This is a genomic window from Brevibacterium yomogidense (assembly GCF_900163715.1).
In the GTDB taxonomy this organism is placed as follows: Bacteria; Actinomycetota; Actinomycetes; order Actinomycetales; family Brevibacteriaceae; genus Brevibacterium; species Brevibacterium yomogidense_A.
The window spans coordinates 114,436-140,565 of the sequence record NZ_FWFF01000017.1 but is presented as its reverse complement, the minus strand read 5'-3'; the positions used below and the strand labels follow the sequence as shown (position 1 = coordinate 140,565).

32 protein-coding genes are annotated in these 26,130 nt (G+C 66.1%); 2 read left to right on the top strand and 30 right to left on the bottom strand.

Annotated elements, in window-relative coordinates:
- Nucleotides 1-28: 28 nt before the first annotated feature.
- From FM105_RS09610 to rpsL, 29 genes are all read right to left on the bottom strand, one after another.
- Nucleotides 29-379, bottom strand: coding sequence for an META domain-containing protein (locus tag FM105_RS09610; RefSeq protein WP_087007669.1), 351 nt, complete (start codon nt 377-379; stop codon nt 29-31).
- A 171-nt stretch (nt 380-550) separates the two neighbouring features.
- Complete coding sequence (locus FM105_RS09605) at nt 551-2,362, bottom strand: trypsin-like serine protease (RefSeq protein WP_087007667.1); 1,812 nt, start codon at nt 2,360-2,362, stop codon at nt 551-553.
- Nucleotides 2,363-2,574: 212 nt separating this feature from the next.
- On the bottom strand, nt 2,575-3,399 hold the full coding sequence (gene map, locus FM105_RS09600; protein WP_087007665.1) for a type I methionyl aminopeptidase: 825 nt from the start codon (nt 3,397-3,399) through the stop codon (nt 2,575-2,577).
- Nucleotides 3,399-3,968, bottom strand: coding sequence for an adenylate kinase (locus FM105_RS09595; RefSeq protein ID WP_087007663.1), 570 nt, complete (start codon nt 3,966-3,968; stop codon nt 3,399-3,401). The genes map and FM105_RS09595 overlap by 1 nt, the downstream gene beginning before the upstream one ends.
- Nucleotides 3,969-4,082: 114 nt before the next feature.
- Nucleotides 4,083-5,384, bottom strand: a complete 1,302-nt coding sequence (secY, locus tag FM105_RS09590) for a preprotein translocase subunit SecY (RefSeq protein ID WP_087007661.1) — start codon at nt 5,382-5,384, stop codon at nt 4,083-4,085.
- A 259-nt stretch (nt 5,385-5,643) separates the two neighbouring features.
- Entirely contained in the window at nt 5,644-6,099 is a 456-nt protein-coding gene (gene rplO / locus FM105_RS09585; protein ID WP_087007659.1) for a 50S ribosomal protein L15, read from the bottom strand.
- Nucleotide 6,100: 1 nt separating this feature from the next.
- Entirely contained in the window at nt 6,101-6,283 is a 183-nt protein-coding gene (rpmD, locus tag FM105_RS09580; RefSeq protein ID WP_087007657.1) for a 50S ribosomal protein L30, read from the bottom strand.
- Entirely contained in the window at nt 6,283-6,960 is a 678-nt protein-coding gene (gene rpsE, locus FM105_RS09575; protein ID WP_087007655.1) for a 30S ribosomal protein S5, read from the bottom strand. The genes rpmD and rpsE overlap by 1 nt, the downstream gene beginning before the upstream one ends.
- Nucleotides 6,957-7,337 carry a 50S ribosomal protein L18 gene (gene rplR, locus FM105_RS09570; RefSeq protein ID WP_087007653.1) on the bottom strand — a complete coding sequence of 127 codons (381 nt, stop codon included), beginning with the start codon at nt 7,335-7,337 and terminating at the stop codon, nt 6,957-6,959. Before rplR ends, rpsE begins: the two co-directional genes overlap by 4 nt.
- 2 nt (nt 7,338-7,339) lie before the next feature.
- A complete protein-coding gene (gene rplF, locus FM105_RS09565) occupies nt 7,340-7,876 on the bottom strand; it encodes a 50S ribosomal protein L6 (RefSeq protein ID WP_087007651.1) in 537 nt (178 codons plus the stop codon).
- Between the two features lie 19 nt (nt 7,877-7,895).
- Complete coding sequence (gene rpsH, locus FM105_RS09560; RefSeq protein ID WP_087007649.1) at nt 7,896-8,294, bottom strand: 30S ribosomal protein S8; 399 nt, start codon at nt 8,292-8,294, stop codon at nt 7,896-7,898.
- Between the two features lie 65 nt (nt 8,295-8,359).
- The gene (rplE, locus tag FM105_RS09555; RefSeq protein ID WP_087007647.1) at nt 8,360-8,929 is read right to left on the bottom strand and encodes a 50S ribosomal protein L5; all 570 of its coding nucleotides are present in this window, start codon (nt 8,927-8,929) and stop codon (nt 8,360-8,362) included.
- The gene (gene rplX, locus FM105_RS09550) at nt 8,929-9,294 is read right to left on the bottom strand and encodes a 50S ribosomal protein L24 (protein ID WP_143275862.1); all 366 of its coding nucleotides are present in this window, start codon (nt 9,292-9,294) and stop codon (nt 8,929-8,931) included. The genes rplE and rplX overlap by 1 nt, the downstream gene beginning before the upstream one ends.
- Before the next feature lie 2 nt (nt 9,295-9,296).
- A complete protein-coding gene (rplN, locus tag FM105_RS09545) occupies nt 9,297-9,665 on the bottom strand; it encodes a 50S ribosomal protein L14 (protein ID WP_087007645.1) in 369 nt (122 codons plus the stop codon).
- A 142-nt stretch (nt 9,666-9,807) separates the two neighbouring features.
- Nucleotides 9,808-10,086 (bottom strand): 30S ribosomal protein S17, encoded by a 279-nt coding sequence (gene rpsQ, locus FM105_RS09540; RefSeq protein WP_087007643.1) that lies wholly within the window; start codon nt 10,084-10,086, stop codon nt 9,808-9,810.
- Nucleotides 10,086-10,337 (bottom strand): 50S ribosomal protein L29, encoded by a 252-nt coding sequence (rpmC, locus tag FM105_RS09535; RefSeq protein ID WP_087007641.1) that lies wholly within the window; start codon nt 10,335-10,337, stop codon nt 10,086-10,088. Before rpmC ends, rpsQ begins: the two co-directional genes overlap by 1 nt.
- 2 nt (nt 10,338-10,339) lie before the next feature.
- Nucleotides 10,340-10,756 carry a 50S ribosomal protein L16 gene (rplP, locus tag FM105_RS09530; protein ID WP_087007638.1) on the bottom strand — a complete coding sequence of 139 codons (417 nt, stop codon included), beginning with the start codon at nt 10,754-10,756 and terminating at the stop codon, nt 10,340-10,342.
- A 2-nt stretch (nt 10,757-10,758) separates the two neighbouring features.
- Nucleotides 10,759-11,592: a 30S ribosomal protein S3 gene (rpsC, locus tag FM105_RS09525; protein WP_087007636.1), complete on the bottom strand. Its 834-nt coding sequence runs from the start codon at nt 11,590-11,592 to the stop codon at nt 10,759-10,761.
- The gene (rplV, locus tag FM105_RS09520) at nt 11,592-11,972 is read right to left on the bottom strand and encodes a 50S ribosomal protein L22 (RefSeq protein ID WP_087007634.1); all 381 of its coding nucleotides are present in this window, start codon (nt 11,970-11,972) and stop codon (nt 11,592-11,594) included. The genes rpsC and rplV overlap by 1 nt, the downstream gene beginning before the upstream one ends.
- 44 nt (nt 11,973-12,016) lie before the next feature.
- Entirely contained in the window at nt 12,017-12,298 is a 282-nt protein-coding gene (gene rpsS / locus FM105_RS09515; protein WP_087007633.1) for a 30S ribosomal protein S19, read from the bottom strand.
- 15 nt (nt 12,299-12,313) lie between these two features.
- Nucleotides 12,314-13,150 carry a 50S ribosomal protein L2 gene (rplB, locus tag FM105_RS09510; RefSeq protein WP_087007631.1) on the bottom strand — a complete coding sequence of 279 codons (837 nt, stop codon included), beginning with the start codon at nt 13,148-13,150 and terminating at the stop codon, nt 12,314-12,316.
- Between the two features lie 31 nt (nt 13,151-13,181).
- Complete coding sequence (gene rplW, locus FM105_RS09505; protein WP_179207138.1) at nt 13,182-13,484, bottom strand: 50S ribosomal protein L23; 303 nt, start codon at nt 13,482-13,484, stop codon at nt 13,182-13,184.
- Nucleotides 13,481-14,155 carry a 50S ribosomal protein L4 gene (gene rplD, locus FM105_RS09500; protein ID WP_087007629.1) on the bottom strand — a complete coding sequence of 225 codons (675 nt, stop codon included), beginning with the start codon at nt 14,153-14,155 and terminating at the stop codon, nt 13,481-13,483. Before rplD ends, rplW begins: the two co-directional genes overlap by 4 nt.
- A 3-nt stretch (nt 14,156-14,158) precedes the next feature.
- Nucleotides 14,159-14,833 (bottom strand): 50S ribosomal protein L3, encoded by a 675-nt coding sequence (rplC, locus tag FM105_RS09495; protein WP_087007627.1) that lies wholly within the window; start codon nt 14,831-14,833, stop codon nt 14,159-14,161.
- 10 nt (nt 14,834-14,843) lie between these two features.
- Nucleotides 14,844-15,152 (bottom strand): 30S ribosomal protein S10, encoded by a 309-nt coding sequence (gene rpsJ, locus FM105_RS09490; protein WP_009379191.1) that lies wholly within the window; start codon nt 15,150-15,152, stop codon nt 14,844-14,846.
- 399 nt (nt 15,153-15,551) lie between these two features.
- A complete protein-coding gene (gene tuf / locus FM105_RS09485) occupies nt 15,552-16,745 on the bottom strand; it encodes an elongation factor Tu (RefSeq protein WP_087007625.1) in 1,194 nt (397 codons plus the stop codon).
- Between the two features lie 124 nt (nt 16,746-16,869).
- Nucleotides 16,870-18,975, bottom strand: a complete 2,106-nt coding sequence (gene fusA, locus FM105_RS09480; RefSeq protein ID WP_087007624.1) for an elongation factor G — start codon at nt 18,973-18,975, stop codon at nt 16,870-16,872.
- A 72-nt stretch (nt 18,976-19,047) separates the two neighbouring features.
- Nucleotides 19,048-19,521 carry a 30S ribosomal protein S7 gene (gene rpsG, locus FM105_RS09475; RefSeq protein ID WP_087007622.1) on the bottom strand — a complete coding sequence of 158 codons (474 nt, stop codon included), beginning with the start codon at nt 19,519-19,521 and terminating at the stop codon, nt 19,048-19,050.
- Complete coding sequence (gene rpsL / locus FM105_RS09470; protein WP_087007620.1) at nt 19,521-19,895, bottom strand: 30S ribosomal protein S12; 375 nt, start codon at nt 19,893-19,895, stop codon at nt 19,521-19,523. The genes rpsG and rpsL overlap by 1 nt, the downstream gene beginning before the upstream one ends.
- Before the next feature lie 402 nt (nt 19,896-20,297).
- Here rpsL and FM105_RS09465 point away from each other — a divergent pair, with 402 nt between their 5' ends.
- Together FM105_RS09465 and FM105_RS09460 are read left to right on the top strand one after the other, a co-directional pair.
- The gene (locus tag FM105_RS09465; RefSeq protein ID WP_087007618.1) at nt 20,298-21,014 is read left to right on the top strand and encodes a DUF1707 SHOCT-like domain-containing protein; all 717 of its coding nucleotides are present in this window, start codon (nt 20,298-20,300) and stop codon (nt 21,012-21,014) included.
- A 43-nt stretch (nt 21,015-21,057) separates the two neighbouring features.
- On the top strand, nt 21,058-22,083 hold the full coding sequence (locus FM105_RS09460) for a 6-phosphofructokinase (RefSeq protein WP_087007617.1): 1,026 nt from the start codon (nt 21,058-21,060) through the stop codon (nt 22,081-22,083).
- Nucleotides 22,084-22,227: 144 nt separating this feature from the next.
- Here the strand turns inward: FM105_RS09460 and FM105_RS09455 are convergent, their stop codons facing one another.
- The gene (locus FM105_RS09455; protein WP_087007614.1) at nt 22,228-26,100 is read right to left on the bottom strand and encodes a DNA-directed RNA polymerase subunit beta'; all 3,873 of its coding nucleotides are present in this window, start codon (nt 26,098-26,100) and stop codon (nt 22,228-22,230) included.
- Nucleotides 26,101-26,130 lie beyond the last annotated feature (30 nt).

Here is a 26,130-nt window from a genome sequence, read left to right as displayed (position 1 = left end):
TGATCAGGGTCCCCGATCAGGACTCCGCTCACGTCTCCGCGCGCGTCAGCACGCCGATCTCTTCGCCGGTCCCGTCGTAGACGTGGAGAACAGTTCCGTCTGCGCGCACAGAGGAGGCCTTCGACAGCCATGTGTCCACCCCGGGACATGCCTTGAGTGTGCTCAGGCCGCGCCGGATGGTCGCCGTCTCGCCGTCCGGTGCGTACCAGCCGCCGACGCCGTTGCATCCGTCTGAGCCGGACAGCACGCCTTCGCCCGGCTTCCCGCCGAGCAGGCCGCCGACGGGTGCGGGTCCGCGGAACTCGAGGAACGCTGTGGTGGGGACCTCCGCCTCCCACCGGCCCTGCAGGATGCTGCTGGTCTGCTCATCAGAGGCCATCGGTCGAACTCCTTCCGGTCGGTGCAGTGCGCCTGGAGGGGCACCGCACCGTACACGCTACCGGGCCGCGCGGGTGCTGCGGGCATGACGAAGGGGCGCAGGGTCTCCCCTGCGCCCCTTCGTGCGGATCAGCGGGTCACGCCCGCGTCACCGCCACATGAGTGCTGTGACTCAGGCCTGACGACGACGTGCGACGTAGACCAGAGCGCCACCGAGTGCGACCAGTCCGGCTGCGCCTGCAGCCAGCGGTGCGACGGTCGAACCCGTGCGGGGCAGGTCCTCGCCGCCCTCGCCCTCGTCGCCGCCTTCGCCCTGGTCGCCGTCACCGGCGACGACGGAGAAGGAGCCCTCGAGGGTCTCTTCCTCAGTCTGAGCGACCACGTCGTACTCACCGATGTAGGCCTCGGCCTCGGCAGTCGTCATGCCCCAGATGCGGGACTGCGCGACGCCGTCCTCATTGGCCGTGACGGTGATCGACTTGGCCGGCTCCTGGTCGGTCTCCTCAGCAGGAGCCTCTTCGGAACCTGCGTTGGCCGAAGCCGCGTCCGAACCGGTGAAGGTCTCGAAGAGGACCTCGGAGCCCGGCTCCACGCCCTCGACCGTGTACTTCACACCGCGGTCGTCGGACTCGGCCTGCTCCTCGTCCTCTGCGAGGAAGCGCTCAGCGGCGATCTCCTGCGGGTCGACGGACAGTTCCGCGTCCACATCCGCGTCATCCGTCTCCGTGGGAGTCGGCGCCGGTGTGGTCGGATCCTCGGTGGGCTCCTCCGTGGGGTCCTCGGACGGCGTCTCCGAGGGATCCTCGGTCGATTCGCCGGACGTCTTGATCTCGTAGTCGCCGGGGAGGTGCGTGAGGCCCTCGGCCAGCTCTGCGGTCCACAGCATGGCGGGCATGTCAGCGCTCGCCTCGATGCCGCCGGACACGACGCCCACAGCCTTGTCGCCCATCATGACGGCGCCGCCGGAGTCGCCGCCGGCGACGTTGGTCTCCGAGGCGAAGCCGTAGACCATGTATTCGTTGCCCGCGTCGTCTGTGACGGGCGCGTAGCCGTCGACGATGCCGATCGACACCTTGCCGTTGGACTCGTCCCAGCCGATGTCGCCTGCCGTCTTGCCGGTGGTCCGTCCGGAGTGGAAGACCTCCGAGCCGATGTCCTCGCTCGTCACGTCGTGCACACCGGTGATGTCGGTGGTGTCGGACGCGAGGTCGTCGGCCTGGCCGGACTCCTCGCTCCACGTCGCCGCCTCGCCGATGAGGTTGAAGCCGGCCGACTCGTCGACCGTGATGACGGCGAAGTCCTGCATCTGCTCAGGATCGAGGTCTGCGTCCGTCTCGACGTCGCCGAGCACCTTCGGGCCGTACTGCGAGTGCGTGAACTCACCGAGCTTGCGGGACTGGTCCCACTCCGCGGTGTCGTAGCTGTCGGTGAAGACGTTCGACGTCGAGGGGCGCTCGACGTACACGTCGCCCGTGGCCTCACCGCCGGAGCAGTGGCCCGCGGTGATGATCGCGTCCTCGCCCTCGGGACCGGTCGCCGGGAAGCCGACGGAGCACAGCCCCGCCCCGGCAGAGGTCTCCACGACGTAGCCGGCACCGGCGACGACATCGTCGGATGCCTCGTAGGCAGCGCCGTCGGTCGCCGTGCTCGACGGCTCCGGGCTCTGGGTGGAGTAGGTCGATGCGACTTCCTGGACGACGAGGTCCTCACCGGTCTGGTCCTGCGCGACCGCGTTGGCGGGCTCGAGGGCCTTCTCGACCTCGGCCTCATCGGAGCCCGCGACGACCTGCGCGACGAGCGAGCCGTCCTCGCCGTGGCCGATGGCCGCGATGCTCTCGCTGCTGGTGAATGCCTCTGCCGCAGCAGTCTTGAGGTCCGTGCTCGGAGCCGCGGACGCAGGGCCCGCGATCATCGCGCCGCCGAAGCCCAGCGCGACAGCCGCGCTCAGAGCGACGAAGCGCTTACCCGTGGTGGGGTGTGCCATTCGTTCATCCTTCGTTTCGATGTCTGTCCGCATCTGCACACGACATCGCGCGTGCATCGCTACGCCGACTCTGCCAGCCGACCCGCCATGACGGAACTTGTGTTCATTGTGGTCACGAAATGATCACGGCGGTCCGGATCTCGTGACTGTCGACCTCACCGTGGGCTGACCGGGTACCCGCAGCAGTGCCGGTTCAGTCCAGCGGTACCGGTTCAGTCCAGCGGCACGGGGGCGACGCCGTAGGGCCTGAGCCGCTCCGCTCCCCCGTCCGGGGAGGTGAGCACCCAGATGCCTCCGGCGTGCCGGGCCACGGAATGCTCCCAGTGGCTGGCACGGGCCCCGTCGACGGTCACGACCGTCCAGTCGTCAGCGAGGGTCTTCGTGTCGATGCCGCCGCCCACCAGCATCGGCTCGACGGCCAGGCACATCCCCGGCTTCAGCTTGGGGCCCATGCGCTTCGCGCGGTAGTTCAGGACCTCGGGCTCCATGTGCATCTGCGACCCGATCCCGTGCCCGGTGAAGTCCTCGATGAGGCCCAGGTCCGGAGCGAGCTGCTGCGCACGCTCCTCGATGGCCGCACCGATCTCACCGACCTTCCGGCCCGTCGCCATCGCGGCGATGCCCGCCCACATGATCTCCTCGGTGGTCCGAGAGATCCGCACATGGGCTGGATCGGCCGCTTCCTCACCGCCGACGAACACCGTGATCGCCGAATCGCCGTGCAGACCGTCGACGATCGCACCGCCGTCGATCGACACCATGTCGCCCTGCTCCAGGACGCGGTCGCCCGGGATCCCATGGACGACGACCTCGTTGACCGACACGCACAGCGTGCCGGGGAAACCGTGGTAGCCCTTGAAGTTCGACGTGGCGCCCATGTCCGCGATGACCTTCGCACCGGCCGCATCGATGTCCGACGTCGTAGCACCCGGCACACACGCCGCACGGGCGGCCTCCAGGGCCGCCCGTGTGACGAGTCCCGCACGACGCATCGTGCGGATCTGCTGGTCGCTCTTCAGCTCGACCGAATCAAACATCAGCGGCCGATCGCCTCGAGGATCCGGCCCGTGATCGCCTCGACCTCACCGAGGCCGTCGACCTGCTTGAGGAGTCCGCGCTGCGCATAGATCTCCGTGAGAGGCTGCGTCTGCTCCGCGTACACGTCGAGGCGGTGCCTGATGACGTCCTCGGTGTCGTCCGAACGACCCTGGAGGGACGCGCGGGCCAGCAGACGACCGACGACCTCGTCGACATCGGCGGTGAGTTCGACGACGTGGTCCAGCGAGTGCCCGGCAGCCTCGAGCATCCCGTCGAGCTCTTCCACCTGGGCCTGCGTGCGCGGGTAGCCGTCGAGCAGGAAGCCGCCCTTCGCGTCCTCCTGGGACAGTCGGTCCGCCACCATCGAGTTGGTCACCTCGTCGGGGACGTACTCCCCCGCGTCCATGTACCGCTTGGCGGTCTTGCCCAGCTCCGTCTCGCCTTTGACGTTGGCCCGGAAGATGTCGCCCGTGGAGATCGCGGGGACGTCCAGTGCCTCGCTGAGTCGGGCAGCCTGCGTGCCCTTCCCCGCCCCGGGGGGTCCGATCAGGATGATGCGAGTGCTCATGAGATTCCTTTTCTCTATGTGGCAGGGCCGAGGTCGCCGTCCGACACCGGCCGCGGCGCGGAGCATCCCGGGCTCTGGGCCCTGGATGCTCCGGTCACCGGGTGCCGGTTCGGATCAGCGCAGCAGGCCCTCGTAGTGGCGCTGCTGCATCTGGGAGTTGATCTGCTTGACCGTCTCCAGGCCGACGCCGACGATGATCAGCAGCGAGGTGCCGCCGAACGGGAAGTCCTGGTTCGCATTGATGAGGACCAGTGCGACGAGCGGGATGAGCGCGACGCAGCCCAGGTAGAGCGAGCCGGGAAGCGTGATGCGCGTCAGCACGTAGCTGAGGTACTGCTCCGTGGGCCGGCCCGCACGGATCCCGGGGATGAAGCCGCCGTAGCGCTTCATGTTGTCCGCGACCTCTTCGGGGTTGAACGTGATCGCCACGTAGAAGAACGTGAAGAAGATCGTGAGGATGAAGTAGGTGACCATGTAGATCGGGTGGTCGCCCTGCGTGAAGTAGGTGCCGATCCACTGGACCCACTGGTCCTCGGGGTCGCCGAACTGCGAGATCAGGCTGGGCAGGTACAGGACCGACGAGGAGAAGATGACCGGGATGACGCCGGCCTGGTTCACCTTGATCGGGATGTACGTGGATGTGCCGCCGAACATGCGACGGCCCACCATGCGCTTCGCGTACTGGACCGGGATGCGCCGCTGCGACTGCTCGACGAACACGACCAGGCACACGATCACGAGGCCCACGAGGATCACCAGCAGGAAGATGTCGATGCCCTGCGAGTTGAGGATGTTGCCGAACGAGGACGGGAAGCCCGCGGCGATCGAGGTGAAGATGAGCAGCGACATGCCGTTGCCGACGCCGCGCTCGGTGATCTGCTCACCCAGCCACATGATGAGGCCGGTGCCGGCGGTCATCGTCATGATGATGATGCCGATGCCCCACCAGGTGTCATTGATGATGAGGTCCTGGCAGCCCTCGACGTTCCCGAACAGGGCTCCGGTGCGCACCGTCGACACGAGCGTCGTCGCGTTGAGGACGGCGAGGCCCAGCGTCATGTAGCGGGTGTACTGCGTGAGCTTCGCCTGCCCGGAGGCACCCTCCTTGTGGAGCGCCTCGAACCGGGGGATGACGACGCGCAGCAGCTGGGTGATGATGCTCGCCGTGATGTACGGCATGATCCCCAGCGCGAAGATCGACAGCTGGAGCAGAGCTCCACCCGAGAAGAGGTTGATCATGCCGAACGCACCCTGCGTGAGCTGGGGCGAAGCGACGCATTCCTGCACCTGCGCATAATCGATCCCCGGCGACGGGATGAAAGAACCGAGCCGGAAGAGCACGATGATCCCGAGGGTGAAGAGCAGCTTGTTGCGAAGGTCAGGCGTCCTGAAAGCGCGCCCTACAGCTCCGAGCACTCGTCCTCCTGATGAGCGTGCGCCGGTCCGGGAGGAGGTCCGGCGGACGCACGGCGAGCACGGTCCGCGTTGAGGGGGACTCGGCAACTCGCGCTTGCGACCGGCAGGTCCAAGACAAGGATCGACGACGAAACGACAATATTCCTCGAGAAACTCTATCAGTGCGCTGGAACCCCACCGAATCGTCGGCGGCACCGCAGACGACTGTGGGGCACAGCCGAATCGGCTGTGCCCCACAGGGTGATGCGTCTTGCGAGCGTCAGGCGGTCGTGACCGACCCTCCGGCCGCAACGATCTTCTGCTCCGCGGAACCGGAGACCTTGTCCGCCGTGATGTTGATCGCAACGGTGATCTCGCCGGTCCCCAGCACCTTGACGGGCTGGTTGGCGCGGACGGCGCCCTTCTCGACGAGATCGGCGACAGTCACGTCGCCGCCCTTCGGGAAGAGCACGGACAGCTTGTCGAGGTTGACGACCTGGAAGGTCACCTTGCTCGGGTTCTTGAACCCGCGCAGCTTGGGCAGCCGCATGTGCAGCGGCGTCTGCCCACCCTCGAAGCCGTGCGGCACCTGGTAGCGGGCCTGTGTGCCCTTGGTGCCGCGGCCCGCGGTCTTTCCGCCCTTGCCGGCCTCACCGCGACCCACACGGGTCTTCGCGGTATTGGAGCCGGGAGCGGGACGCAGGTGATGCAGCTTGAGTGCGTTCTCTTCTGCCATATCAGTCCACCTCTTCCCAGGTGACGAGGTGGCTCACGACGTTCACCATGCCGCGGATCTCAGGACGGTCATCCTTCACCACGACATCGTCGATCCGCTTGAGACCGAGCGTGCGCAGGGTCTCGCGCTGGTTCTTCTTGCCACCGATATCAGACTTCAGCTGGGTGATCTTGAGCTTGGCCATCAGGACGTCGCCCCGCTTTCAGCTGCACGGAGGAGTGCTTCAGGAGCAACCTCGTCGACGGACAGGCCACGACGTGCTGCGACCTCTTCGGGACGCTCGAGGCCCTTGAGCGCGGCGATCGTGGCGTGCACGATGTTGATCGCGTTCGAGGAGCCCAGCGACTTCGAGAGGATGTCGTGGACACCCGCGGCATCCAGCACGGCGCGGACGGGTCCGCCCGCGATGACGCCGGTGCCCGGAGCCGCGGGACGCAGCAGGACGACGCCGGCTGCCTTCTCCGCGGTGATCGGGTGCGGGATCGTCTTCCGGATGCGGGGGACGCGGAAGAAGTTCTTCTTCGCCTCCTCGACACCCTTGGCGATGGCCGAGGGAACTTCCTTGGCCTTGCCGTAGCCCATGCCGACCATGCCGTCACCGTCACCCACCACGACGAGAGCGGTGAAGGCGAAGCGACGTCCGCCCTTCACCACCTTCGAGACGCGGTTGATGGTGATGACGTGCTCGATGAACTGGTTCTTGTCTTCGCGGTCCGAGCGGTTCCCGCGGCGGTTGCCGCCGTCCCCACGACCCCGGCCACGACCGCGACCGCGGTCACCGGCGTCGGAGGCCGGCGCCTGCTGCTGCGCATCGGGCTGGGCCTCAGCGGGCTGCGCCGCCTTGTTCTCTTCAGTGCTCACAGTGCGAGTCCTCCTTCACGTGCTCCGTCGGCGACTGCGGCCACACGGCCGTGGTAGGCGTTGCCACCACGGTCGAAGACCACTGTCTCGACTCCAGCTGCCTTGGCACGTTCAGCAACGAGCTCGCCGACGCGGTGCGCCTTGGCGGTCTTCTCGTCGCTCGCACCGCGGAGGTCCGCCTCCATCGAGGATGCCGAAGCCAGCGTGAGGCCGGCTGCATCGTCGATGACCTGGACGAACACGTGGCGCGATGAGCGAGTGACCGCGAGGCGCGGACGCTCGGCGGTGCCACTGATGTGCTTGCGGAGTCGGGCGTGGCGCCGGATACGTGCGGCGGTCTTGCCCTTGCCGTAGCTCTGCTTCTTTCCGAAGGCCATGGTCACTTACCAGCCTTTCCGACTTTGCGACGGACATTCTCGCCGGCGTAACGAACACCCTTGCCCTTGTAGGGCTCGGGCTTCCGGAGCTTCCGGATATTAGCGGCGACCTCTCCGACCTGCTGCTTGTCGGTGCCGGACACCGTCACCTTGTTCTGACCCTCGACTGCGAAGGAGATGCCCTCCGGAGCCTCGACCGTGATCGAGTGGCTGTAGCCCAGGGCGAACTCGAGGTTCGTTCCCTTGGCCTGCACGCGATAGCCGGTGCCGACGATCTCGAGGGACTTCGAATAGCCCTCCGAGACGCCGACGATCATGTTGTTGATCAGCGTGCGCGTCAGACCGTGGAGCGAACGTGATTCGCGCTCCTCGTCCGGACGCGACACGGTGATCGTGCCGTCCTCGAGGGACGCGGAGATCGGGGCCGGCACGGTGAACGAGTGCTCACCCTTGGGGCCCTTCACGCGAACGTCCTGGCCATCGACGGTGACGTCGACGCCGGAGGGAACGGAGATGGGATGCTTGCCAATGCGTGACATAAGTTTCTCCTCCTTCCCGTTACCAGACGTACGCGAGGACTTCGCCGCCCACGCCCTGCTTGCCTGCTTGCTTGTCCGTGAGGAGTCCCGACGAGGTCGAGAGGATCGCGATGCCGAGTCCGCCGAGCACCCTCGGAAGGCCGTTCGACTTGGCGTACACGCGGAGACCCGGCTTCGACACGCGGCGGATGCCGGCGATCGAACGCTCACGGTTGGGTCCGAACTTCAGATCGAGCTCCAGGGTCTTCCCCACTTCGGCGTCGGAGACGCGCCAGTCGGAGATGTAGCCCTCGCTCTTGAGGATCTCGGCGATACGAGACTTGAGCTTGCTGTAAGGCATGCTCACGTCCTCGTGGTACGCCGAGTTCGCGTTGCGCAGACGTGTCAGCATGTCTGCGACGGGATCGGTCATAGTCATGTGGGCTCGTGCCCTTCCTCGTCACGGTTTCCCCGCCGTGAGGCGGGGACCTTCAACGTAGAGGTTCAGTTTTTCTTGAACGGGAAGCCGAGGTGGCGCAGAAGAGCGCGTCCCTCGTCGTCCGTCTTGGCAGTCGTCACGATCGTGATGTCCATACCGCGGACCCGATCGATCTTGTCCTGATCGATCTCGTGGAACATCGACTGCTCCGTGAGGCCGAACGTGTAGTTGCCGTTTCCGTCGAACTGGCGGTCGGACAGACCGCGGAAGTCGCGGATACGGGGCAGCGCCAATGACACGACGCGGTCCACGAACTCCCACATGCGAGCGCCGCGCATCGTCACGTGAGCGCCGATGGGCTGCTCCTCGCGCAGCTTGAACTGCGCGATGGACTTCCGAGCTCGCGTGACGACGGGCTTCTGGCCCGTGATGAGGGTCAGATCCTGGATCGCACCCTCGATGAGCTTCGAATCGCGCGCGGCGTCACCGACACCCATGTTCACGACGGCCTTGACGAGGCCGGGCACCTGCATGGGGTTCGAGTAGCCGAACTCCTCCTGCAGCTTGCCGACGACATCGTCGCGGTAGACCTGCTTGAGGCGCGGGGCCGGGCGGGCGTGAGTTGTCTCAGTCATCAGATGTCCTCCCCGGTACGACGCGACACGCGCACGCGGACGGTCCGAGAGCGGCCGTCGCGCTCGACGGTCTCCTCGCGGTAGCCCACACGCGTCGGCTTGTTGTCCTTGGGATCCACCAGCATCACGTTCGAGATGTGAACGGGGGCTTCGTGGATCTCAATGCCGCCGGCAGTGGAGCCGGATGCGGTCTGCGTCGGCTTGCGGTGCTTCGAGACGCGGTTGACGCCTTCGACGAGCACGCGATTGCGCTCGGGGTAGACCTCGAGGACCTTGCCCTGCTTGCCGCGGTCGCCGCCGCGCTCCTGACGTGCGCCGGCGATCACCTGTACGAGATCGCCCTTCTTGATCTTGAACTTCGCCATGATCACAGCACCTCCGGAGCCAGCGAGATGATCTTCATGAACTTCTTGTCGCGCAGCTCACGGCCCACAGGGCCGAAGATGCGGGTGCCACGGGGTTCGCCGTCGGTCTTGAGGATGACGGCGGCGTTCTCGTCGAAGCGGATGTACGAGCCATCCGGACGACGACGCTCCTTGGCGGTGCGGACGACGACCGCTTTCACGATGTCGCCCTTCTTGACGTTTCCGCCGGGGATAGCATCCTTGACGGTGGCGACGATCGTGTCGCCGATGCCGGCATAGCGCCGGCCGGAGCCGCCGAGCACACGGATGGTGTGGATCACCTTCGCACCCGTGTTGTCGGCGACCTTGAGTCGCGACTCCTGCTGAATCACTTGTTCTCTCCTGTCGTCTCGCCGGTTCTCACGTGTTCGCGAGCCTGGCGGAACGGATATGGGGCAGCCGTCCGCTCACCCCCGGTTCCCGGTAGCCGCCGCGGAAGAGGCGGGACCGGGAGGGACGGGGGCAGCGTCTGGGTCACTTGGCGCGTTCGACGATTTCGACGAGTCGCCAGTGCTTGGACGCCGACAGCGGACGGGTCTCGGCCACGACGACGAGGTCGCCGATGCCGGCGCTGTTCTCCTCGTCATGGACACTGATCTTGCTGGTACTGCGCAGCACCTTGCCGTAGAGGCGGTGCATCTTGCGGTCCTCGACCTCGACGACGATGGTCTTGGCCATCTTGTCGGAGACGACGTACCCGCGGGCGGTCTTGCGCGAGCCGCGCTCGACCGGAGTCTGAGTCTGCTCGGCCATCACTTATCCTCTTCCTTCGCAGCGGACGGATCGGTCCGGATTGCAAGCTTGCGCTCGTTGAGCACCGTGTAGATCCGTGCGATGTCGCGACGGACGGCCTTGAGGCGGCCATGGCTCTCCAGCTGGCCGGTGGCCGTCTGGAAGCGGAGGTTGAAGAGTTCGGCCTTGGCCTTCTTCAGCTCCTCGGCGAGACGCTCGTTGTCGAAACCATCGAGCGCGTCCATGGAGAGATCCTTGGAACCGATAGCCATTCTCATTCACCACCTTCGCGCCGCACGATGCGGGCCTTGAGCGGAAGCTTGTGGATCGCGAGGCGCAGTGCCTCACGAGCGACTTCCTCGGACACACCGGCGAGCTCGAACATCACTCGACCCGGCTTCACATTCGCGACCCACCACTCAGGCGAGCCCTTGCCTGAACCCATGCGGGTCTCAGCAGGCTTCTTCGTCAGCGGACGGTCCGGGTAGATCGTGATCCAGACCTTTCCGCCGCGCTTGATGTGGCGCGTCATGGCGATACGAGCCGCTTCGATCTGACGGTTCGTCACGTACGCCGGTTCGATGGCCTGGATTCCCCAGTCACCGAACGTGACGGTGTTGCCGCCCTTGGACATTCCGCGGCGGCCCGGGTGGTGCTGCTTGCGGTACTTGACACGGCGTGGGATGAGCATGGTCAGCCCTCCGATCCGGCTTCGGCCGCAGGAGCGGCCTCAGCAGTGTTCTCTGTCGTCTTCTGCTGGGCGTCACCGCTGCGTCCGCGTCCGCGTCCGCCGCGCTGGCGTCCACGTGCCGCAGGTCCGCCGGCGCCACCGCCGCGGGGTCCACCGCGACCCGAAGGCTGCGAAGCCTCCTGCGCAGCGAGCTCCTTGTCGGTGAAGTCGCCCTTGTAGATCCAGACCTTCACGCCGATGCGGCCGAAGGTCGTCTGCGCCTCGTAGAAGCCGTAGTCGATGTTCGCGCGCAGGGTGTGCAGCGGCACACGACCTTCGCGGTAGAACTCCGACCGGCTCATCTCAGCACCGCCCAGTCGGCCCGAGCACTGCACGCGGATGCCCTTGGCACCAGCGCGCTGAGCGCTCTGGATGGCCTTGCGCATCGCGCGGCGGAATGCCACGCGGCTGGCGAGCTGCTCACCGACGCCCTGCGCAACGAGCTGCGCGTCGACCTCGGCGTTCTTCACCTCGAGGATGTTGAGCTGGATCTGCTTGCCCGTGAGCTTCTCGAGGTCTCCACGGATGCGATCGGCTTCCGCACCGCGGCGGCCGATCACGATGCCGGGACGAGCCGTGCGGATATCCACACGGACGCGATCACGGGTGCGCTCGATGTTGACGCGCGAGATGCCCGCGCGCTCAAGTCCGGTGCTCAGCAGCGTGCGGATCTTGATGTCCTCGCCGAGGTAGTCGGCGTAGCGCTGACCAGCCTTCGACGAGTCCGCGAACCACTTCGAGCGGTGGTCCGTGGTGATTCCGAGTCGGAATCCGTTGGGATTGATCTTCTGACCCATCAGCGGTTCCCCTTCCGGTCAGCCGGGATGTCGTCGCCGGATGCGAGAACCACTGTGATGTGGCTCGTGCGCTTGTTGATGCGGCCGGCCCGACCCTGCGCGCGGGGACGGAATCGACGCATGGTCGGTCCTTCGTCCACGAACGCCTGGGTGATGACGAGCTCGTCCTCATCGAACGCTTCGCCCAGCTTGTCGGCCGTCTGGCGTGCGTTGGCGACGCCCGAAGCGACCAGCTTGTACAGCGGATCGGACACAGACTGCTCTGCGAACTTGAGCACCGCGAGGGCTTCCGACGCCTGCTGACCACGAATGAGGTCGACGACGCGGCGAGCCTTCTGGGGCGTGACGCGCAGGTAGCGCACCTTCGCCTTGGCTTCCATCGTTTCCTACTTCCTTCAGTCTCAGAGACCGTGGGCGCACCGCGTCAGCGGCGACGGCCCTTCCGGTCGTCCTTGTCGTGGCCGCGGAACATCCGCGTCGGTGCGAACTCGCCGAGCTTGTGCCCGACCATCGCTTCGGTGACAAACACGGGAACGTGCTTGCGGCCGTCGTGCACGGCGATCGTGTGTCCCAGGAAATCCGGGATGATCATCGAGCGGCGGGACCAGGTCTTGATGACATTCTTCGTGCCCTTTTCGTTCTGAGCAGCAACCTTCTTGTAGAGGTGCTCGTCGACGAAGGGGCCCTTCTTCAGACTGCGAGGCATGTGTGAGGCTCCCTATCAGCGCTTCTTGCCGGTGCGACGGCGACGCACGATGTACTTGTCGCTTTCCTTGTTCGGACGACGGGTCCGGCCTTCGGCCTGACCCCACGGGCTGACCGGGTGGCGTCCACCCGAAGTCTTGCCCTCGCCACCACCGTGCGGGTGATCGATCGGGTTCATCACGACACCGCGGACGGAGGGGCGGTGGCCCTTCCAGCGCATGCGTCCTGCCTTGCCCCAACTGATGTTCGACTGCTCGGAGTTGCCCACCTCGCCGATCGTCGCGCGGCAGCGCGCATCGACGTTGCGGATCTCACCGGACGGCATGCGCAGCTGCGCATACGGGCCGTCCTTCGCCACGAGCTGCACCGACGATCCCGCGGAGCGCGCGATCTTCGCGCCGCCGCCGGGACGGAGCTCCACCGCGTGCACGACGGTGCCCACGGGCACGTTGCGCAGCTGCAGGCTGTTGCCGGGCTTGATGTCTGCGTCAGCACCAGCTTCGATGACGTCGCCCTGCTTGAGCTTGGTCGGAGCGATGATGTAGCGCTTGGTGCCATCCACGTAGTGCAGCAGCGCGATGCGCGCTGTGCGGTTCGGGTCGTATTCGATGTGCGCGACGCGCGCTTCGACGCCGTCCTTGTCATGGCGACGGAAGTCGATGACGCGGTACTGGCGCTTGTGACCGCCGCCCTGGTGGCGCGTGGTCACACGACCGTTGCTGTTGCGTCCGCCTTTTTTCGGGAGGGGACGAAGAAGCGACTTCTCCGGTGTCGACCGGGTCACTTCGACGAAGTCGGCGACGGAGCTGCCACGGCGGCCCGGGGTCGTCGGCTTGTGCTTACGGATTCCCATTGTCTTCTAATCCTTACCTGTCAGCCGGCGCTCAGAGCGCGCCGCCGAAGATGTCGATGTCGCCCTGCTTGAGGCTGACGATCGCACGCTTCGTGTCGTTGCGCTTGCCCGTGCCGGTACGCGTCCGGCGGACCTTGCCCTGGCGGTTGAGGGTGTTGACCCGGTCGACCTTGACGCCGAAGATCGCCTCGATGGCGTACTTGATCTCCGACTTGTTCGACCGCGGGTCGACGAGGAAGGTGTACTTCCCCTCGTCCATGAGCGCGTAGGTCTTCTCGGAAACGACGGGCGCGATGATGATGTCGCGCGGGTCCTTGATGGTCACGGAGCTCACTGTGCGTCCTCCTCTGTGCTCGCCGCTGCGGCCGTGCCGGCCGTGCGTGCGAGGAAGGCGTCGAGTGCGGCCTGGGTGAACACGACATCGTCGGACATCAGCACGTCGTACGTGTTGAGCTGATCGACGGGAAGCACGTGGACACGCGTCAGGTTGCGCACGCTCAGGTGGGTGAGATCGTCGCCGCGCTCGATGACGACGAGCTTGTTCCTGCGGTCGGAGATCTTCGCGAGCGCTGCCCGCGCGATCTTGGTCGACGGCACATCGCCGGTCACCAGTGAGGTGACGACGTGCACGCGATCGAGGCGCGCCCGGTCGGAGAGCGCACCGCGCAGTGCGGCCGCCTTCATCTTCTTGGGCGTCCGCTGCGAGTAGTCACGCGGAACCGGACCGTGCACGATACCGCCGCCCGCGTACTGCGGAGCGCGGATCGAGCCCTGACGGGCGTTGCCGGTGCCCTTCTGGCGGTACGGCTTGCGGCCGCCGCCACGGACCTCGGCGCGGGTCTTCGCCTTGTGCGTGCCCTGACGCGCAGCGGCGAGCTGAGCGATCACGACCTGGTGGATCAGCGGAACGTTCGTCGGAACGGCGAACACAGCGCTGGGGAGCTCAGCGGTGCCGGCCTTCGCGCCGTCCGCATCGATGACATCGATGGTCTTCGTGTCAGTCATCTCTTATGCCTCCTTCGCAGAGGTACGAACGAGAACGACTCCGCCCTTGGGGCCGGGGACGGCACCCTTGATGAGCAGCAGTCCGGCGTCCGCGTCGACCGAGTGGACGGTGAGGTTCTGAGTCGTGTGACGGACGGCGCCCATGCGACCGGCCATGCGCATGCCCTTGAATACGCGCCCGGGGGTCGCCGCGCCGCCGATCGAACCGGCCTTGCGGTGGTTGCGGTGCTGACCGTGCGACGCGCCCACACCGGCGAACCCGTGGCGCTTCATGACGCCTGCGGTGCCCTTGCCCTTGGTGGTCGCGGTGACGTCGATCTTCGCGCCGGACTCGAACACCTCAGCCGTGATCTCCTGACCGAGCTCGTAGTCGGCGGAGTCGGCCGTGCGCAGCTCGACGAGGTGACGACGCGGTGCGACGCCGGCCTTCTCGAAGTGGCCAGCGTCAGGCTTGTTGACCTTGCGCGGGTCCATGTCTCCGAAGCCGATCTGCACGGCGGAGTAGCCGTCGACCTCTTCGCTGCGGATCTGGGTCACGACGTTCGGCGACGCCTGCACGACGGTCACCGGCACGAAGTTGTTGTCCTCGTCCCACACCTGGGTCATGCCGAGCTTGGTGCCCAGGATGCCCTTGACGCTGCGGGTGGTGGGGAGAGCTTTGGAACGTGTGTTGGCCATGTCCTCCCCCTCAGAGCTTGATCTCGATGTTGACGTCATCGGCGAGGTCGAGGCGCATGAGCGAATCGACCGCCTTAGGCGTCGGGTCCACGATGTCGATGAGGCGCTTGTGCGTGCGCATCTCGAAGTGCTCGCGGCTGTCCTTGTACTTGTGCGGCGAACGGATGACGCAGTACACGTTCTTCTCCGTAGGCAGCGGCACCGGGCCGACGACCGTTGCGCCTGCGCGAGTGACTGTGTCCACGATCTTGCGTGCGGCACTGTCGATCACAGCGTGGTCGTACGACTTGAGCCGGATGCGGATCTTCTGTCCCGCCATGGCGAAAGTCTCTTCCTTTCGAACTTCCCGGCCATCAACGCCCTCCTTGCGGATGAGCGTCTGCGCCGGCTTGACGTGACCGACCCCCGAGGTCGGGCGTGTCGCATCTGCCTCGCGGCAGAGTGTCGACACTCGTTCAATGGCTGCCCGGCTCGAACCCGCACGAGTGCAGATTCAACAGCCGGATCCTCCAGGACCGTTCGCGACTCATCGTCGCAGTGCAGGGGTCAGTGGTCCCGGATCACAACCACACTATCTTGGCACGCCGGGCGTGTCCTCGCAAATCCACACCGGTCCCGGGGTACCGGCCGGCGTGCATGACGAAGGGCCCCGGGATTGCCCCCGAGGCCCTTCGCGGATTCCGCCGCAGGTCACAGACCTGCGAGAGAGTCGTTCAGATCACTTGGTGATAGACACGACACGACCGGCGCCCACCGTGCGTCCACCCTCACGGATGGCGAAGCGGAGGCCCTCCTCCATAGCGATCGGCTGGATCAGCTCGACCGACATGTCGGTGTTGTCGCCGGGCATGACCATCTCGGTGCCCTCGGGCAGCGTGATGACGCCGGTGACGTCCGTCGTACGGAAGTAGAACTGCGGACGGTAGTTCGAGTAGAACGGGTTGTGACGCCCGCCCTCATCCTTCGAGAGGATGTAGACCTGCGCCTCGAAGTTCGTGTGAGGCGTGATCGAGTTCGGCTTCACGATGACCTGGCCGCGCTCGACGTCCTCGCGCTTCGTGCCGCGGAGCAGGAGTCCCACGTTCTCGCCCGCACGGGCGTCCGGCAGGGTCTTGCGGAACATCTCGATCGCGGTGACCGTCGTCTTGGAGGAGTGCTCCTTGATGCCGACGATCTCGATCTCCTCGTTGGGGAGGAGCACGCCGCGCTCCACACGACCGGTGACGACCGTGCCGCGACCGGTGATCGTGAAGACATCCTCGACAGGCATGAGGAAGGGCTTGTCGACGTCGCGCTCCGGCTCCGGGACGTTCGCGTCCACGGCATCCATGAGGTCTTCGACGGACTTGACCCACTTCTCGTCGCCCTCGAGCGCCTTAAGAGCGGACACCGGCACGACCGGTGCGTTGTCTCCGTCGAAGTCCTGCGAGGAGAGGAGGTCGCGGACCTCGAACTCGACGAGCTCGATGAGCTCCTCGTCGTCGACCATGTCCGACTTGTTCAGCGCGGCGACGATGTACGGAACGCCGACCTGGCGTGCGAGCAGCACGTGCTCACGCGTCTGCGGCATCGGGCCGTCGGTCGCTGCGACCACGAGGATCGCGCCGTCCATCTGCGCTGCACCCGTGATCATGTTCTTCACGTAGTCAGCGTGGCCCGGAGCGTCGACGTGCGCGTAGTGGCGCGTCTCCGTCTGGTACTCGACGTGCGACACGTTGATCGTGATGCCGCGCTGCTTCTCTTCCGGCGCGTTGTCGACCTGGTCGAATGCCCGCGACTCGTTGAGGTCCGGGTACTTGTCTGCAAGGACCTTTGTGATCGCTGCGGTAAGAGTCGTCTTACCGTGGTCGACGTGCCCGATCGTCCCGATGTTGACGTGGGGCTTGGTCCTTTCGAATGAGGCCTTTGCCACTGGGTTCCTCCTGGTGTTTGGTGCAGGATATGCGGTTCATATCCTAGAACCGGATTGTGGGTAGATGAGTGAGACTATGCTGACAGCCGATCGGCTCCCGCACAATGTCACGGGTGGGTGAGGATCACTCCCCGCCGCGGACCTTCTGGATGATCTCGTCGGCGACGTTCTTCGGAACCTCTCCGTAGCTGTGGAAGAGCATCGTGTACACAGCACGACCCTGCGTCTTCGAACGCAGGTCGCCGATGTATCCGAACATCTCCGACAGCGGGACCAGAGCCTTGACGACCTTGACGCCGGTGGCGTCCTCCATCGACTGGATCTGACCACGACGCGAGTTCAGGTCACCGATGACGTCGCCCATGTACTCCTCGGGAGTACGGACCTCGACATCCATGACCGGCTCGAGCAGCACGGGATCGGCACGCGGAACGGCTTCCTTGAGCACCATCGAACCGGCGATCTTGAACGCCATCTCCGAGGAGTCGACGTCGTGGTACGCACCGTCGAGCAGCGTCGCCTTGATGCCGACGAGCGGGTAGCCCGCCAGCACGCCGAGCTGCATCGCGGACTCGATGCCCTGGCCCACGCTGGGGATGTACTCGCGGGGCACGCGGCCACCGGTGATCGCATCCACGAACTCGAAGACATTGTCGCCCTCGACCTCCATCGGCTCGATGGAGACCTGGACCTTGGCGAACTGTCCCGAACCGCCGGTCTGCTTCTTGTGCGTGTAGTCGATCTTCGGCACGGCGCGACGGATCGTCTCGCGGTAGGCGACCTGGGGCTTGCCGATGTTCGCCTCGACCTTGAACTCGCGCTTCATGCGGTCCACGAACACGTCGAGGTGCAGCTCGCCCATGCCGCCGATCTCCGTCTGGCCGGTCTCCTCGTTGAGGTTGACCGTGAAGGTGGGATCCTCCTTCACCAGCTTCTGGATCGCCGTGCCGAGCTTCTCCTGATCGCCCTTCGTCTTCGGCTCGATGGAGACGAAGATGACGGGATCCGGGAAGGACATCGACTCGAGCACGATCGGGTTGGCCGGCTCGCAGAGCGTGTCGCCGGTCGTCGTCTCCTTGAGGCCGATGAACGCGTAGATGTGGCCCGCGAAGGCCTGCTCCACCGGGTTCTCCTTGTTGGAGTGCATCTGGAAGAGCTTGCCGACGCGCTCCTTCTTCCCGTTGGTCGTGTTGACGACCTGGTCACCGGTCTTCACCGTGCCGGAATACACGCGCACGTAGGTGAGCGATCCGAAGAAGGGGTGAGTGGCGACCTTGAAGGCCAGCGCCGCGAACGGTCCGCCCTTCTCCGGCTCGCGCGTGATGACCTCGTCCTCGTTGTCGACCGGGTGGCCCTCGATGGCGGGCACGTCGAGCGGGGACGGCAGGTAGTCGGTCACTGCGTTGAGCACCAGCTGGATGCCCTTGTTCTTGAACGCCGAACCGCACATGACGGGGTACGCCTGCGAAGCGATGGTCAGCTGGCGGATGCCGGCCTTCATCTCCTCGATCGTCAGCTCGCCCTCTTCGAGGTACTTCTCCATGAGGTCGTCGTTCGCCTCAGCGGCATCCTCGACGAGCTGCGCGCGGTACTCCTCAGCACGCTCCTGGAGGTCGTCCGGAATGGCGACCTCCGTCATGTCCTGGCCCTTCTTCGACTCGTCCGGCCACTCGTAGGCCTTCATCTCGAGGAGATCGACGACACCGCGGAAGTCGGACTCAGCGCCGATCGGGAGCTGGATGACGAGCGGCTTGGCTCCCAGGCGATCCTTGATGGTGCTGATGGTGTAGTAGAAGTCCGCGCCGAGCTTGTCCATCTTGTTGACGAAGCAGACACGCGGCACGTTGTACTTGTCAGCCTGGCGCCACACGGTCTCCGACTGGGGCTCGACGCCTTCCTTGCCGTCGAACACGGCGACGGCACCATCGAGCACGCGGAGCGAGCGCTCCACCTCGACCGTGAAGTCGACGTGGCCGGGGGTGTCGATGATGTTGAACTGGTTGTCTTCCCAGTAGCAGGTCGTCGCAGCGGACGTGATGGTGATGCCGCGCTCCTGCTCCTGCTCCATCCAGTCCATCGTCGAGGCGCCGTCGTGCGTCTCGCCGATCTTGTAGTTCACGCCGGTGTAGTAGAGGATGCGTTCCGTCGTCGTCGTCTTGCCGGCATCGATGTGGGCCATGATGCCGATGTTGCGGACCTTGCTGAGGTCGCTGAGCACGTCAAGTGCCACGGTTTCTCTCTCTCGTGTCGATGACTCCCCCAGTCCGGGCCGGTGGGCCCGGACTGGGGATCGTCGCCTCTGTTACCAGCGGTAGTGGGCGAACGCCTTGTTGGACTCCGCCATCTTGTGCGTGTCCTCGCGGCGCTTCACAGCGGCGCCCAGACCGTTGGCCGCGTCCATGATCTCGTTCTGGAGGCGGTCGGTCATGCTCTTCTCGCGGCGCTGGCGGGAGTAGCCGACGAGCCAGCGCAGCGCCAGCGTCGTCGAGCGGCTCGCGCGGACCTCGACGGGGACCTGGTAGGTCGCACCGCCGACGCGGCGGGAACGGACTTCGAGTGAGGGACGGATGTTGTCGAGCGCCTTCTTGAGCGTCGTCACCGGATCCTGTCCGTTGAGCTTGTCACGGGTGCCCTCGAGGGCTCCGTAGACGATGCGCTCAGCAGTGGAGCGCTTTCCGTCGAGCAGCACCTTGTTGATGAGCTGGGTGACGACGGGTGAGCTGAAGACCGGATCGATGACGACCGGTCGCTTGGGTGCGGGGCCCTTGCGCGGCATTACTTCTTCTCCCTCTTGGCTCCGTAGCGGCTGCGGGCCTGCTGGCGACCCTTGACTCCCTGTGTGTCGAGAGCGCCGCGGACGATCTTGTAGCGAACACCCGGGAGGTCCTTCACACGGCCACCGCGGACGAGCACGATCGAGTGCTCCTGCAGGTTGTGGCCCTCACCGGGGATGTACGCGGAGATCTCGATCTGGCTCGAGAGCTTCACACGCGCAACCTTGCGGAGTGCGGAGTTCGGCTTCTTGGGAGTGGTCGTGTACACGCGGGTGCACACGCCGCGCCGCTGCGGACCGCCTTTGAGGCCAGGCGTGGCGTTCTTCACGGCCTTGTCCTGTCGCCCCTTGCGGACGAGCTGCTGAATAGTGGGCACTGAGTTGTTCTCCGATGCTTCTCGATGTTCCTAATCCCGGGTCCTCCACGGATGAAGGCCTGCGTCAACCCGAGCGTGTCCGACTGGCGACCAGGTGAAGCTGCCTGCCTGATCCCAGTATCCGCACGGGTCCTGTGCACCCGCAGTCGGGTGTGTCGGACCGGCGGACCAGTGCGATCCCGCTTCTCAGCGGACTGCACTGCCGTGAGCGGCGCGTCCTGGTGTCCACGTCCCTGCAGGTGGGTCGTGGCAGGCTCGCACAGCGCGCGGGCGTGACTGTCCTCAAGACAGCCACGTACCAGATTATCGCGGACGATCGCCAGCGGTCAAAGTCGAGGCGGAGAAGGAAGCAGGATCACATGCGCGAGTGGGCGGTGGAGCTCACTCGGTACTCTAGGACGCATGACGCCTCCGCACTCCTCCGAGCCCGATCGGCACGACGGCGACGACCCCGCGCCGCGGACGCCTCGCCTGCGCGCCGGCGACGAGGAGCGCGACGCAGTCCTCGACGTGCTCGCGCGTGCGCACGGCGCCGGCCGCCTCGACCCCTCCGAGGTCGACGAGCGACAGCGCGATACGCTCCGCGCCCGCTACGTCGACGAGCTCCCCGACCTCATCGACGACCTGCCCGAAGGCCGTGAGCTCGCCGCCCGCTTCTCATCGCACACCGGCCGCGCGGAGCACCCGCGCCCCTCCCCCGGCACCCTCGCGCACACCTCGGGCGGCGACATCGTGCCCGTCACCGCTGGGAGCGGCCCGCCGGAGACGACCGTCGCCGTCCTGAGCGGCAGGGAGCACGTCGTGGAGCCGGGGACGGACCTCGTCCGCAGCTATGCACTCATGGGCGGCGACGAGATCTACCTGGGCGACGTGATGGGGCCGGGGGTCGAAGTGACCCTCGAGTGCTACGCCATGTGGGCGGGCAATGACGTCTACGTCCCCGCCGGAGTCAAGGTGATCGACCGGACAGCCAACCTGATGGCCGGCAACACGATCGCGAAGAACGCACGGGGCGACGGGTCGAACGGCACGGTCATCCTCACCGGCTTCAGCCTCATGGCGGGCCACGACGTGAAGCTCGACCCCAACTGGACGCCGCGCCGGAGCCTCGAGGGCTGAGCGCCCCGGTCCGCGGTCGGCGTCCGGCCGATACCCTGACGGCATGCGCATCGGGATCATGACATCAGGCGGAGACGGACCGGGACTCAACGCTGTCATCCGCGGAGCAGTGCGGAAGGGCGCCCGCGCCCACCGGGTCGAGTTCGCAGGCATCCGCGACGGCTGGCGGGGACTGCTCGAGGACGACATCTCACCGCTCACCACCTATGACGTCCGCGGCCTGTCCGGTCGCGGCGGCACGATCCTCGGCACGTCGCGGACGCACCCGTACTCCGGCGGCGGACCGGACCGGATGCGCGAGGTGCTGGCCGCTCGCGGAATCGACGCGGTCATCGCGATCGGCGGTGAGGGCACGCTCGCAGGCGCCGCACGCCTGGCGGACGACGAGGGACTGCCCGTGGTCGGTGTGCCGAAGACGATCGACAACGACCTCGACGGCACCGATTACACTTTCGGGTTCGATACGGCATCGGCGATCGCGACCGAATCCATCGACCGCCTGCGCACCACTGCCGAATCCCACCACCGCTGCATGGTCGTCGAGGTGATGGGACGCCATGTCGGGTGGATCGCACTGCACGCCGGCATGGCCGCCGGTGCTCACGCAGTCCTCATCCCGGAGTTCCCCGTGCCGTACGACCGGATCTACCGGTGGGTGCGCTCCGCGCAGGACCGCGGTCGCGCCCCGATCGTCGTCGTGGCCGAGGGCTTCGTCCCGGAGGACCGGGGAGAGGCCGTCGCCGCCAAGGGAGACGCGCGCGACGGACGGCCGCGACTGGGCGGGATCGCCGAAGAGCTCGCCCCTCTCATCGAGGAGGCGACGGGCATCGAGACCCGCTCGACGGTCCTGGGGCACCTGCAGCGGGGCGGCTCCCCCACCGCGTACGACCGCGTCCTCTCCACCCGACTGGGCATGGCCGCCGCAGACATGGCCGTCGAGCGGGCGTGGGGTCAGATGGCGTCGCTCGATTCGACGGAGATCGTCCGCGTCCGCATGGCCGACGCGGTCGACAGGCTCAAGAGGGTCCCCCGGAGCCGGTGGGATGAGATGCAGATCCTCCTGGGATAGGCATCCGGTCTCCGGACCGCGGTGAAGGTCAGCTTCACGAACATCCAACTGACCTTCATCAACACGCGGTCCGTCAGAGCTGAATGGCGGAGGGCCCGCACACGCCGTAGCGTGTGCGGGCCCTCTCAATCGCGGAGGAACGACTCAGGCGAAGGAGCCGAAGTCGTAGTCCTCGAGCGGGATCGCTGCACCGGAGTCGCTGCCGAGCGGCGGGTAGAAGTCGCTGTAGGAGTTGGTGAACAGCTCCTGCTTCGCCTCTTCCGTCGGCTCGACGATCATGTCCCGGTACTTGTGCATACCCGTGCCGGCCGGGATGAGCTTACCGAGGATGACGTTCTCCTTGAGACCCAGCAGCGGGTCGGAGCGACCTTCCAGTGCCGCCTCGGTCAGGACGCGCGTCGTCTCCTGGAAGGAGGCTGCGGACAGCCACGATTCGGTCGCGAGCGACGCCTTCGTGATGCCCATCAGCTCGTCGCGCGCAGAGGCCGGCTGACCGCCCTCTGCCACGACGGCCTTGTTCGCCTCCTGGTAGCGACCACGGTCCACCAGCTCACCGGGCAGCAGCTTCGTGTCACCGGACTCGATGACCGTCACGCGACGGAGCATCTGCCGGACGATGACCTCGATGTGCTTGTCGTGGATGCCCACGCCCTGGGAGCGGTACACCTTCTGCACCTCGTCGACGAGGAACCTCTCCGCCTCGCGACGACCGCGGATGCGCAGGACCTGCTTGGGATCGATCGCGCCCTCGACGAGCTGTGCGCCCGCGTCGACGCGCTGACCGTCCTCCACCAGCAGGCGGCTGCGGCGACCGACAGCGTGCTCGATCTCCTCGCCTCCGTCGTCCGGGGTGACGATGACGAAGCGCGTCTTGCGCGAATCGTCGACCTTCACACGACCGGCGGCCTCCGCGATCGGCGCGAAGCCCTTGGGCGTCCGCGCTTCGAAGAGCTCGGTCACACGGGGCAGGCCCTGCGTGATGTCGCCACCGCCGGCGGCGACGCCACCGGTGTGGAACGTACGCATCGTCAGCTGCGTGCCGGGCTCACCGATCGACTGCGCCGCAACGGTGCCGATCGCCTCGCCGATGTCCACGAGCTGACCGGTCGCCATCGAGCGTCCGTAGTGCATCGCGGAGATCTGGACGTCGGAATCGGCCGTGAGGACGGAGTGGACCTTGAGATCCTCCACGCCGTTCGCCACGAGGAGGTCGATGACGTCCCCGTTCACGTCGGTCTTCGCCGGAACGATGACCTCGCCGTCGGAGTTCTTCACGTCCGACACCGTGAGGCGACCGTAGACGCTCGTCTCCGCGTACTCGTGCGGTTCGAGCGCTCCGTCGAGGCCCCGCTGGGCGATGGGCAGTGTGATGCCCTTCGCCGAATCGGTGTCCGCCGCCCGGACGATGACGTCCTGCGACACGTCGACGAGTCGACGGGTCAGGTAACCGGAGTCGGCCGTCCTCAGCGCGGTGTCCGCAAGGCCCTTGCGTGCACCGTGCGACGCGATGAAGTACTCGAGGACGGACAGGCCCTCGCGGTAGTTCGACTTGATGGGGCGCGGGATGATCTCACCCTTGGGGTTCGTCACCAGTCCGCGCATGCCCGCCAGCTGGCGGACCTGCATCCAGTTGCCCGACGCTCCGGAGTTCACGAGCCGCAGCACGGGGTTCTCCTCCGGGAAGTTCTGCTCCATGGAGGCGGACACCTTGTCCGTCGCCTCGGTCCAGATCTTCACGAGCTCGCCGCGGCGCTCCTCGTAGGTGAGCGCACCGATGCTGTACTGCTCCTCGACGCGATCGACGAGCTCCTCAGCACCGTCCAGCAGCTCCTTCTTGGCCTCCGGCGCGACGATGTCGGACATCGCCACGGTGATTCCGGAACGGGTGGCCCAGTAGAAGCCGTCCGACTTGAAGTTGTCGAGCGTCTGCGCGACCTCGACCTTCGGGTACTCGTCGGCCAGACGGTTGACGATCGTCGACAGCAGCTTCTTGTCCACCGTGCGGTTCACGTACTCGTAGGAATCCGGCAGCACGTCATTGAACAGTGCGCGGCCCAGCGTGGTCGAGAGGACGACCTGCTGTCCGGGCTCCCATCCTTCAGGCGCCGGGATGTCCTTGCCGGGCACCAGGGTGTCGACCCGGACCCGGATCGGAGCACCCAGGTCGAGCTCACCCAGGTCGAAGGCCATGATGGCCTCCGCGATGTCCTTGAACTCGCGGCCCTCACCCGCCGCGCCGGAGCGTTCGCTGGTGAGGTGGTAGATGCCGATGATCATGTCCTGCGAGGGCATGGTCACGGGCTTGCCGTCGGACGGCTTCAGGATGTTGTTCGCGGACAGCATCAGGACGCGTGCCTCTGCCTGGGCCTCCGTGGAGAGCGGCAGGTGCACGGCCATCTGGTCACCGTCGAAGTCCGCGTTGAACGCGGAGCAGACGAGCGGGTGGATCTGGATGGCCTTGCCCTCGACCAGCTGCGGTTCGAACGCCTGGATGCCCAGACGGTGCAGCGTGGGTGCGCGGTTCAGCAGCACCGGGTGCTCCGTGATGACCTCTTCCAGCACATCCCAGACCTGGCCGTGCTGACGCTCGACCATCCGCTTAGCGGACTTGATGTTCTGAGCGTGGTTGAGGTCGACCAGGCGCTTCATGACGAACGGCTTGAACAGCTCGAGCGCCATGGTCTTCGGCAGACCGCACTGGTGCAGCTGCAGGGTCGGGCCCACGACGATGACCGAACGGCCGGAGTAGTCGACGCGCTTGCCCAGCAGGTTCTGGCGGAACCGGCCCTGCTTGCCCTTCAGCATGTCCGACAGCGACTTCAACGGACGGTTGCCCGGTCCGGTGACCGGACGACCGCGCCGGCCGTTGTCGAACAGGGAGTCGACGGACTCCTGCAGCATCCGCTTCTCGTTGTTCACGATGATCTCGGGTGCACCGAGGTCGAGCAGGCGCTTCAGACGGTTGTTGCGGTTGATCACGCGACGGTACAGGTCATTGAGGTCGGAGGTCGCGAAGCGGCCGCCGTCCAGCTGCACCATCGGACGCAGGTCCGGCGGGATGACCGGGACGGCGTCCAGGACCATGCCGACGGGCGAGTTGTCCGTCGTGAGGAACGCGTTGACCACCTTGAGGCGCTTGAGCGCACGGGTCTTCCGCTGTCCCTTGCCCGTCTTGATCAGCTCGCGCAGCATGTCTGCTTCGGCTTCGAGGTCGAAGTCCTTGAGGCGCTGCTGGATGGCAGCGGCACCCATGGAACCCGAGAAGTAGAGGCCGAACCGTGCGACCATGTCGCGGTACAGCGATTCGTCGCCCTCGAGGTCGGAGACCTTGAGGCTCTTGAACCGGTCCCAGACCTTCTCGATCCGGTCGATCTCACGATCGGCGGACTTCCGGAGATTGGACATCTCCTTCTCCGCCTGCGTCTCGATCTTCCGCTTCGCGGCAGCGGTCGCGCCGTCCGCCTCGAGGGCCTTGAGGTCCTCTTCCATCTTCTTGGCACGGCGGTCGACGTCCGAATCGCGACGGTTCTCGACGCGCTTCTTCTCGATGTCGATCTGGTTCTGCAGAGTCGGCAGATCGCGGTGGCGCGACTCCTCGTCCACGGAAGTGATCATGTAGGCCGCGAAGTAGATGATCTTCTCGAGATCCTTCGGGGCCAGATCGAGCAGGTAGCCCAGGCGGGACGGGACACCCTTGAAGTACCAGATGTGGGTGACGGGTGCTGCGAGCTCGATGTGGCCCATCCGCTCACGGCGGACCTTCGCTCGCGTCACCTCGACGCCGCAGCGCTCGCAGATGATGCCCTTGAAGCGGACGCGCTTGTACTTCCCGCATGCGCACTCCCAGTCCCGGGTGGGACCGAAGATCCGCTCGCAGAAGAGTCCGTCCTTCTCAGGCTTCAGGGTGCGGTAGTTGATGGTCTCTGGCTTCTTGACCTCACCGTGCGACCATCGGCGGATGTCGTCGGCCGTGGCGAGGCCGATGCGCAGTTCATCAAAGAAATTGACGTCAGGCACGTGAATCCTTCTCTGTTGGCGGGACGACCG